The organism is Candidatus Merdisoma sp. JLR.KK006 (assembly GCF_036941035.1).
Taxonomy (GTDB): Bacteria; Bacillota; Clostridia; order Lachnospirales; family Lachnospiraceae; genus Laedolimicola.
This window is the reverse complement of the sequence record NZ_JAYMNS010000056.1, coordinates 1-9,523: the sequence shown is the minus strand read 5'-3', so window position 1 is coordinate 9,523 and position 9,523 is coordinate 1. Positions and strand designations below refer to the sequence as shown.

The 9,523-nt window shown below is 44.2% G+C and carries 12 protein-coding genes; all 12 read left to right on the top strand.

The window, feature by feature from the left end:
* Positions 1–202 precede the first annotated feature (202 nt).
* Complete coding sequence (locus VSQ61_RS22230; protein ID WP_172541084.1) at positions 203–922, top strand: LytR/AlgR family response regulator transcription factor; 720 nt, start codon at positions 203–205, stop codon at positions 920–922.
* A complete protein-coding gene (locus tag VSQ61_RS22225; RefSeq protein WP_334346505.1) occupies positions 919–2,214 on the top strand; it encodes a sensor histidine kinase in 1,296 nt (431 codons plus the stop codon). The genes VSQ61_RS22230 and VSQ61_RS22225 overlap by 4 nt, the downstream gene beginning before the upstream one ends.
* Before the next feature lie 152 nt (positions 2,215–2,366).
* Positions 2,367–3,527, top strand: coding sequence for a hypothetical protein (locus VSQ61_RS22220; RefSeq protein ID WP_334346504.1), 1,161 nt, complete (start codon positions 2,367–2,369; stop codon positions 3,525–3,527).
* Positions 3,527–4,306: a hypothetical protein gene (locus VSQ61_RS22215; RefSeq protein ID WP_334346503.1), complete on the top strand. Its 780-nt coding sequence runs from the start codon at positions 3,527–3,529 to the stop codon at positions 4,304–4,306. The genes VSQ61_RS22220 and VSQ61_RS22215 overlap by 1 nt, the downstream gene beginning before the upstream one ends.
* 2 nt (positions 4,307–4,308) lie before the next feature.
* Positions 4,309–5,169 carry a hypothetical protein gene (locus tag VSQ61_RS22210; protein WP_334346502.1) on the top strand — a complete coding sequence of 287 codons (861 nt, stop codon included), beginning with the start codon at positions 4,309–4,311 and terminating at the stop codon, positions 5,167–5,169.
* A gap of 12 nt (positions 5,170–5,181) precedes the next feature.
* Positions 5,182–5,832 carry an ABC transporter ATP-binding protein gene (locus VSQ61_RS22205; RefSeq protein WP_016218518.1) on the top strand — a complete coding sequence of 217 codons (651 nt, stop codon included), beginning with the start codon at positions 5,182–5,184 and terminating at the stop codon, positions 5,830–5,832.
* A gap of 21 nt (positions 5,833–5,853) precedes the next feature.
* Complete coding sequence (locus VSQ61_RS22200) at positions 5,854–6,036, top strand: DUF6440 family protein (protein WP_334346501.1); 183 nt, start codon at positions 5,854–5,856, stop codon at positions 6,034–6,036.
* 354 nt (positions 6,037–6,390) lie between these two features.
* Positions 6,391–6,618 carry a winged helix-turn-helix domain-containing protein gene (locus VSQ61_RS22195; protein WP_334346500.1) on the top strand — a complete coding sequence of 76 codons (228 nt, stop codon included), beginning with the start codon at positions 6,391–6,393 and terminating at the stop codon, positions 6,616–6,618.
* Between the two features lie 445 nt (positions 6,619–7,063).
* A complete protein-coding gene (locus tag VSQ61_RS22190; protein ID WP_334346499.1) occupies positions 7,064–7,489 on the top strand; it encodes a sigma-70 RNA polymerase sigma factor region 4 domain-containing protein in 426 nt (141 codons plus the stop codon).
* A gap of 285 nt (positions 7,490–7,774) precedes the next feature.
* On the top strand, positions 7,775–7,957 hold the full coding sequence (locus VSQ61_RS22185) for a hypothetical protein (RefSeq protein ID WP_334346498.1): 183 nt from the start codon (positions 7,775–7,777) through the stop codon (positions 7,955–7,957).
* A gap of 545 nt (positions 7,958–8,502) precedes the next feature.
* On the top strand, positions 8,503–8,868 hold the full coding sequence (locus tag VSQ61_RS22180) for a hypothetical protein (RefSeq protein ID WP_334346497.1): 366 nt from the start codon (positions 8,503–8,505) through the stop codon (positions 8,866–8,868).
* Positions 8,869–8,915: 47 nt separating this feature from the next.
* Entirely contained in the window at positions 8,916–9,410 is a 495-nt protein-coding gene (locus tag VSQ61_RS22175) for a hypothetical protein (protein ID WP_334346496.1), read from the top strand.
* Positions 9,411–9,523: the final 113 nt, after the last annotated feature.

The following is a 9,523-nucleotide window of genomic DNA, read 5'->3' as shown; positions in this document are numbered from 1 at the left end:
GAAAAAGCCCGTAAACATCAGCGTTTGCGGGTTTTCTTTGTTTAAATGTCAAGCCTTGAAAGAGGCACAATAGATCGCATGGCTGCAAAAACAGGCATGTGAGTGTTAACCGAAAAATGAACCGGGATTGCGCTGCATTTCGTATTCCGGCTGTAATTGCCTGATAGTTAAGTAATAAAAAATTGGTTGGAGATGGATAAGAATGCTTTATATTGCGATATGCGAAGATGAAACTTCCCAGCTTGCAGCCATAGAGGATAAGGTGCGGATGTATTTGAAGAATAATCATATTTTAGCGGAGCTTAAAGCATATGGACGCAGTGACCTGTTGAAATATGATCTTCAGGAGGGGAAGTATTTTGACATCATATTGAGTGATATTGAGATGCCCGGCACAGACGGAATGAGGCTGGCAAAAGAAATAAGGGGCTGTCTGCCGGAAGCCATTCTGATTTTTGTGACTGCGTACTTGAAATATGCAGTCGATGCCTATGAACTGGAAGTGTTCCGGTACATTCCCAAAAGCTGCCTGGATGAAAAGCTGCCGGAAGCTTTGGGGATTGCCATAAAAAGGATACGGTCCCAGTCAGACCAGAGTTATCTGATACAGACTGCGGCAAGGATTGAGAAGATTCCGTTAAAGCAGATTGTGTATATTCAGAAGGACGGCAAAAACGCTATGATTATCTGTACGGACGGCAGCGTAAAAAGCGTGAGGAAGAGCCTTGCTGATGTGTATAAGGAGCTTCATTCAGAGGATTTTGTTTTCGTGGAACGGGGCAGCATCGTGAATATTGCGCAGATTAAAAGCATTCAGAAAGAAGAGGTTCTGCTGAGCAACGGAGTGCGCATCCATGCCAGCCGCCCAAGGCTGGAAGAGATGAAAGAACGGATGGCGGCCTATTGGAGTGAGCGCATATGAGATTTTTAGCTGAGTTCGTTGAATGGATCGCCTGTCTGACGGAAGGCGGGCTTTTTTACTGGCTGGCAGGAAAAACTTTCAGGGAAGAACGTAAGGATGTAAGGACATACTGGGACTGCATCTTAACAGCCGTCCTTGCTGCCGTGATACTGGGGGTGAACAATATCGTCCTTTATTCCGCATTTACGCTCTTGTTATGGATGCTTTTGGGCAGTGTGTCGGCAATGGCGCTTTACCGTGTCAGTTACAGAAAGATTTTGTCCCTTACCCTGCTTTATACCGTGTGTTTTTGCTTCACGGATATGCTGGCGTCGAATCTGTACCTGTCCATGGGAAACCAGTTCCATATAAACGGCGATATGATTATGACGTTCTCCTTACAGAGAATAGGACTGTTGGTCTTTGCAAAGTCTGTCATGATTGTTTTTGTGCTTTCTCTGAGGAAACTGATCATTCCCCTTGTCCGGAGTGTGTATGAAAAAAGGGTATTGCTGCTGTCGCTGATTGCGTTTTTGCTCTTTTTATATTTCAGGGAACCGGCACAGAGCAGCTTTTCTGTGGAGATATCCAGCATATTCGGGCTGCTGGTGCTCCTGTGCGCACTGGGAGTATATGTGGGCTGCAAGTGCCTGGAAAGCCAGAACGAAAAAAATCAGGGCAGGATAGCGAAGATACAGAACGAATTATTGCAGGAAAACTATCAGGCGGTAAGTAATCTGTATGAGAGCAATGCAAGGCTGTATCATGACCTGAACAACCATTTAGATATCCTGTACCAGCTGCTTGTCTGTGAACGTTTGGACGAGGCAAAAGAGTATATCAGCCGGATCGGCGAGCCCATGAAAGAAATGGTGAAAAAAAGATTTACGGGAAATGATATTATCGATGTCATCATCAGCTGCAAAAAGCAAAAAGCGGAGATGCTCGGAATTAAAACGGATATTGATACAAGGTTACCGGTAAATACAGGCATACAGCCCAGTGACATATGCACGGCTTTAGGGAATCTGCTGGACAATGCGATAGAGGGCAGCAGGGATACGGACAATGCCAGAATCAGTCTGAAGATACAGTGTGTGCATCAGTTTATTTTGATCCAGGTTTCCAATACGGCATCTAAGGAGCCCCAAATTGACCCCAAAACCGACAGATGGATGACAGATAAGGATGACCGGACGAGGCATGGATGGGGGATGCAGAGCGTAAAAAATATCGTCGAAAAGTATAATGGAACGATGCAATATAAATTCAGCGGAACAGAATTAAGTATAACAATCATACTGTTCTTCTGATGTAATATGTGGATTGGAAGGAGTCGCCCCGGTGGGCGGCTTTTTTGTTCGCGGACATAAAATGAAAGGTTCACGGACAAAACAGGCAAATCTGCGCCGCATTATTATATAATCTTCTTGCAAAATAAAATAGAAAAGGAGATTTAAGTATTATGAAAGTAAAGAAAAACATGATTGCTGTTATGCTCCTGGTGTGTATAGGGTGCAGCGGATGTGCAAAGGAGCAGCCGAAGGCTGATGCCGGGAATGAAATCAGATCGGAGGATGTCAGGAATGCCGGAAATGAAACGGAATCAGGGGATACGGGAAGCACTGCCGGCAGACAGGATTTTCCGGAAACATTTCAGGAGACCATAAATGGAGTTGTTTTTGATACGATGATTCAGGTATCGGAAGAGGAAGAACTTGGAAATCTCCATCATGCTACGGCAACGCTCCAAAAGCCGGATATGGAGAAAGCAAAAGCAGTGTTCAGTGAAGGGAGGACTGCCACGGAGGAGCGGAACGAAACCGGATCAGGTGAGGATGGGAGGGAATACCCCAGCTATACCGGCCATTATGAGGATGGAGCTTTTCTGAGTGCGAGTACGGTCTTGGTTTACAGCACCCCCGTATTTGAGAAAATCTACGGGGCTTTCCGTCTGGATCATGATTACAATGCGGACAAGTATTCCAAAGATGCCGTCATGGAAATAGGCGATCCCCGGACGATATTTGACGCTGCCCTCAAAGACATCAATGGGGCGGGATACCAGCTGGAGGAGGCCGCTTATGATTATTATGCATTGGATCATGAGACCATGGCAAAGGAATACAGAGCGCTTGATAAGTCAGGCAACGAGATTAGCGCAGATGGCCTTTCCTGGGGAGCGGAAAATGACTGTTATTTCTTTGCGGCAGTCCAGCAGCATGAAGGACTCCCTGTCTATTTTGGGAGCCAGGATTTTCCGGAAGACAGCGAAAGCAACCGGCCGGTTCAGGTGCTGTATTCTGCAGGCGGGATAGAAAGGCTGGAAGTTTCACGGCTGTATTCCTTTTCCGAACCGGGAGATGCCGTAAGCTTATTGGATTTTGGCACAGTCGCTGAAACCGTATCGAAAAAGTATGGGGATGTCATAGGGGCTTCCTATACGGTGAAACGGGCCAAGCTGTACAAAATGCCGGTAAAGCTGGCGGACGGCACCTATGACGTAAAGATTGCATGGCTGTTTGAAGTCACGGAATCAGGGACAGACAGCGATACCGGAAAAGAATATGAATATACGCAGTACATGTTCGTCGATGCAGCAGACGGTACGGAGGTGCTTTTTTAGTGAAAAAGCGGGAAGGATATTTTCGGACAGAAATCAGCCGCCTGTTCCATAATAAGGGGTTTTACTTTTCTGTTATGGGAATCGTCATGATTTTATTCTTATCGGCAAATGACGGGATGGGAAACATGGGCGGCTCCGTTTTGTCATCTGTGCTGCTGTCCTCCTATGATGCGGGATTTCTGGCGGCTTTTTCCCTGGCGGCAATGCCATATGCGGCATCGTTTACGGATGATCTGGAATATAACTACGCAAAGTACCTGGTCATCCGCGGAAGCTATGGAAAATATGTTTTTTCAAAAATGCTGGTGATCTTCCTTTCTTCCATGCTGGCAATGGGAATCGGCATCACCTGTTTTTCCATGCTGTGTTCCCTGGGGCTGCCGTGGGCAGATGAGGGGATGATGGAATACATATTGATGTATGGGGGATACCGTTCTTTTTTAGGGCAGGGGCAGTATCTGCTGTGGTTTTTGCTCTATGGGATGCAGTGGGGGATTTTTGCTGGAATCCTGTCAATGGCGGCAGCGTTTTTGTCGCTTTTCTGGCCGAATAAGCTGCTGGTATTTTCCGCACCGGTTTTGCTTTACCAGATATTGATTGAATTTGGCGCGGACAGCTTCCGGAAGATATCTGCATTTGACCCGCGTGTGGTTTTTGACGCAAGGCATAATATCTGGGACAGTGATTTGAAAATGCTTGCATGGGCGTTTTTGCTTGGGGCAGCGGCATGGCTGCTCCTTGGCTTTGTAGGCGTGCTGCAGTCAAAAAGGAGGATATGAGCATGGCAGGATATTTCCGGCTTTTACGGCAGATGTTTACAGAAAGGGTATTCAGTCCAAGGACCTATGTAGTTGCAGTTTTACAGGGGGTCATGCTGCATCTGTATACGAGGCCTGTGGTGGAGTTTTCAAAAGATATGGGATATGCGGCAGCGCCGTGGGCATACCCGTTTATCCTGTCAAATATTTTCTTTTTATTGTTATTTATGATTGGGATTATTTACTGTTTTTCAGACGTTCCATTTATGCAGTATAAAAATATGTATCAGGTAATCCGTACAGGAAGGCGCAGATGGGCGGCAGGCCAGATCGGTGTGATCCTTGCACAGTCGTTTTTGATCATGGCTGTAAATGTATTTTTCAGCATGGTTTTATTAAGCGGGACATGTGAGTTTACCCTGGATTGGGGAAAACTGTACCATACGCTGGCATTGACGGGCAGCCCGGAAGAATACCGGTTTCTGTTTGCCTTTTCCTATGAAACCATGCAGATGTTTACGCCGTTTGAACTGATTGCCCTGACGGTGGTCATCGGTACTTTGGAAATCGGCTTTATGGGTCTTTTTATGTTCGCTGTCAGTATTTATATCAACAGGAGCGCAGCGGTCACGGCGGCATTTGTCATGGTGCTTCTGATCTATCTGGTTGAGAATATCCATCCTCTGTTAAGGAAGAAGATGGCAATGTTCGTCCCTGTAAACTGGATGAGGGTGACACAGATCGGCGTGAAATTACATGACAGCTTTATCCAGCCGCCGGTTTTTTATATGCTGATGGCGTTGGCGGCTGGAATTGCAGTATGTGCTGTCCTGATATTGATAAAAATAAGAAAAATGGAGTTTCAATGGTACAAAGAAGAGTAGGGAGGCGTCTGGATGGAACAGTTTTTGATTGAGGTGAAAAATGTAAGCAAGTCATTTAAGGGGATTTGTGTACTGAACGACGTAAACATGACCTGCAGAAGCGGAAAGATATATGGGATCGTTGGATATAACGGCTCCGGGAAAACCGTGTTATTCAAATGTATCTGTGGTTTTCTTCATGTGGATTCAGGGGAAATATCAGTGAATGGGAGAGAGATGGGAAAGGAGATAGATATGCTTGAACATGCAGGGATCATCATTGAGGAACCTGGTTATATCCGCAGCCTGTCAGGATACCGCAATCTGGAATATTTATACCGTATCACCCATAAAAAAGATCCGGCGGCCATTCATTCCATCATGCTGAAGGTCGGTCTTGACCCGCAGTCCAGGAAAAAGGTGTGCCATTATTCGCTGGGAATGCGCCAGCGGCTGGCAATCGCCCAGGCCACAATGGAAAACCAGGCGATTTTGATCTTAGATGAACCGATGAATGGACTTGACAAGGATGGGGTTGCGGAAATGAGAAAATTTTTTCTGGAGCAGAAAGGGATGGGTAAACTGATCCTTTTAGCCAGCCATAATAAAGATGACATCGAGCTGCTCTGTGACGAAGTATATGAGATGGATCACGGTATGCTGCAGAAAGTAACGGGTGATTGAGTGAATCAGAAGGTAGATAAAATGGCTAAGAATGAACGATTTAAGATAGTTTATTCACAAGGGACTGTTGATGTAACGCAAATTTTGGTAGATACAGAAACTGGAGTAAATTATGTGTTTCATAAAGTTGCATATGCAGGAGGATTGACGCTGCTGTTGGACAAAGATGGAAAACCTGTTATTTCTCCGATTGTGAACAGCTAACTTTAGTTATTCAAATTTATAGGTGCCTATCAACATGAAAAGTAAAGCCGTTCCTTTAGCTGGGAAAAGCCTTCGGAATCAGAACTTGCAAGAAGTTTTTGAATTCTATAATTTGCCCCAATGTTTTTACTGGTGATATTCTTATTGCATTATCAGGGAGGTGGTTGCATGGGAAATTAGTTGTACTCGACATATCGGAATCTGGAAAACAGATAGGGGAAAAGCTTTTCGTTTTATTGGATGAGAAACAGAAAACGGATCTTGCTACATTTGTTTTGGAAAGAAAGAAAAAATAATTTTTCAGAAATTTCATGCCAGATACAAGATGCCATTGTCGAAGAAACAAATACCAGGATGCATTTTACAGAAATTCATGAGGGTGGTCTATATTTCTGTTCGGAGCAGAGAAAAGTAACTGTTTGCGGACAGGAGATAGATTTGACGGCGAAAGAATTCGATGCACTTCATCTGCTGATTACTAACAGAAAACGCATCATGACCTTTGAGACTATCTCCTGCCAGGTGTGGGGAGAGGAATATATTGTCAGTATCCGCGGCGTCAGATATAAGTTTGAACCATGAGAGGAAATAAGATAAATTTACGTTATAATGAGAAAAAACTGATAGAAACCTTAAACTAAACCAGGAATTCCGACTGCTATAATGAGCCGGAACGGAGGAGGGGATTTACAGTATAATTTAACCCATTAGGCTCCCCCGGATAGGGGCAGTGGTGGATATCAGAAAAATATATAGCGCCGAAAGACAACATGACAGTAGAATCTATTTAAACGTCGTAGCCCAGAAAGCTGCGGCGTTTTTTGGTTCGACAGATTCAGCCATTTACCTACTGCCATCATCAAAGTATTTCAAAAAATGCGTACCTGAAAAAAGCCAGGCTCGCATTTTTCTATTTTCGGCGGATGTACCGGTATGTTCTGGCGGCAGGGAAAAGCCAGCCTGCCGTTCCCCGCCTCTGACCTCGATTTTGCCATTCAACCAAAAATCGAGATCGGAGGAATTATCCATGAAAGAAATCAATCTGCGGGATTACTACCCGTTTTATAAAAAAGATACATTCGCTGAGGTGCCGGAGGAAATTGCTTTGCTGCTCCGGGAGTATGAGCTTTTGGAAGCAGCATACCGGATTCGTACATACCGTTACAGGGCTTTTTATTCCCTGGATTATGCCGAAGGCATTGAAAGGGATATTGCAGCTTTAGACCAGAAAAATCCATGTGATCTTGTGGAGCAGCTTTATGACAGGGAACAGCTTTATAAAGGACTTGCCTCTCTGCCGGAGAAACAGCGCAACCGGATTTATGCCTACTATTTTCTCGGCATGAGCAAGAGCGCCATTGTCAGGGCAGAGCATGTTAATGAGAGCAATGTGAGGCAGTCCATTGAGCACGGCCTGGGGAATCTTGAAAAAATTTTAAAAGAAATTTTCTGATCCAGACGACGAATCTGCCCTGAAAATGTACGGAATAGTAAGAAGGGCATTTCCGGCAGGACAAGCCGGGGTGAGGCACCGGGGCTATGATGCGGTGGAGCCATCCGTAGCCTGTAGCAATCCCTCCCTATATAAATGTGTATGGGATCTGCCAGGGTGCGTGGCAAATACGGCAGACAGAATCGAGATCAGATACAATGGGCCGGGCTTGTGACTGTAAGAGCGCAGGCCCGACTTATTCATGTGGCCTTGATAAAGAGATTGGGAATGGAAGGAGGTTTTTCTTTGGAGAATATGAGGACAGACAGGAATCCTGTCATGCGGTTACATATCAACAGCTCGGCGGTCACGATCATGTTCAGTGGGAGCGAGGGCACGGATATAAAAAATAAGGTCAGGGACATACTTACGGAGGCATATGAGGAACGCTTCCAGAAAGAGTTCATCCCATGCGGCCAGGCACTATGAAATGGGAGGATTGCGGTGCTTTTTCTGAAAAGATGCGTTGCCGTTAAGGGCATTTCACGGTATAATAGAAGTACCGGGAGAGGTATTGCCCCGGCTGCACATTGAAAAGCGAATATCGAAATTGTAGCGCAATCCCGTACAAGATTATGTACGGAGGTAGAGCATGCGGCTGTTAACCGCGGGGTTGTTGGTTCGAGCCCAACTCGGGGAGTTTAAAAAACCTTGTAAACATGGGCGTTTGCAAGGTTTTTTGTTACAAATCAAGTCATATAAAAACTATAAAACGAAAGGGTTCCACACACCATACAATTGTGAATCCTGAAACAAAAACATAGCTATGGGATGCACGAAAAGCGTTAGTGGAATTACTTAAAGAGGGCATTTTTCAGAAATAGAAAGTGTCCTCTATTTTCATGGAAAAATAAGTTTCTTTTTAGACTAAAGCCTTGCTCAGAAAACACTGATAATTTATTAAGACATATTGAATCAGTTGGATGCTTATGATAATATTTAGAACAATAAATTGGAATATGCAGGATGAAAATATGCAGACAATCATTGTAGTATTTAATCCTGGAAAACTTGAAAATGCTGATATGGATTTGAGATATTCTGTATCAGACCGAATAGAGGAAGCATCAGGTTTTTTGATACAAAGCAACGGATATGACTTTATAGATACAGAGGATGGAGAACCTGGTCCGTTAATGGGTATTTGGTTAGAAACTGAAAATGCAAGCGAAAATTGGCATATTGTGAGTGAACTGTTTCGAAGTGAAAAATTTATAGGAAATGATTTATCGCTTTCGGTTCGGATATACATTTCTGAAAATGACACCGATGATTTAGAGAACTGTACGCTTGTAAACTTGATTTGGCTAATACACCTGAAAAATTTCGCCCAACAGTAGACGAAATTCTTTCTCAGCTAACGAAGTTTTTGGAAGAGCTTGGCCGTTTGGAAGATCAGTATTTCGTCCAGCAAGAACGGCTTCATCAGAAAGGACGGGTCATTAGCTTCAAGGACGGCATTCGGGAGGAAATCACTGACGATCAGGAGTTAAAAGAAAAATTCAAAAAACTCTATCGCCAACTCATAGACCCGCACTGCACATTAGAAATGCTGGCTCAACGCCGTGACTGTCTTCATGGTGAGCATTATCCATCTTTTTTCAACTGTCTGCATACTGGCTGTACCATTGTATTTACCATGAAAAGTGCTAATAAAGCTACTATCGAGCTGTTGCCCGATGAGGGAGCTGTTCCCTACGATATGACTGCCCCTGATACTCGATATGTGACAGAGGGTTTCATCGACAAACCACCTTATTTTCACAGCTATTTTCAAAAGTATCGTTTTATTATGAAACACTCAGAAGAAAGTTGGAAAATTGACGCAGTATACTGTGGAGGACTACACGATACCCGTTGGCGCAGAGAATATTATTTTTGAGCTGACCATAGATATTCATGGATTTTATTTATCAAAACACAATAATTAGAGCACTAACTACCAATTTGTGGTATAGATAAATAGGACTATGCTCACGAAAATAGAATAAAAAC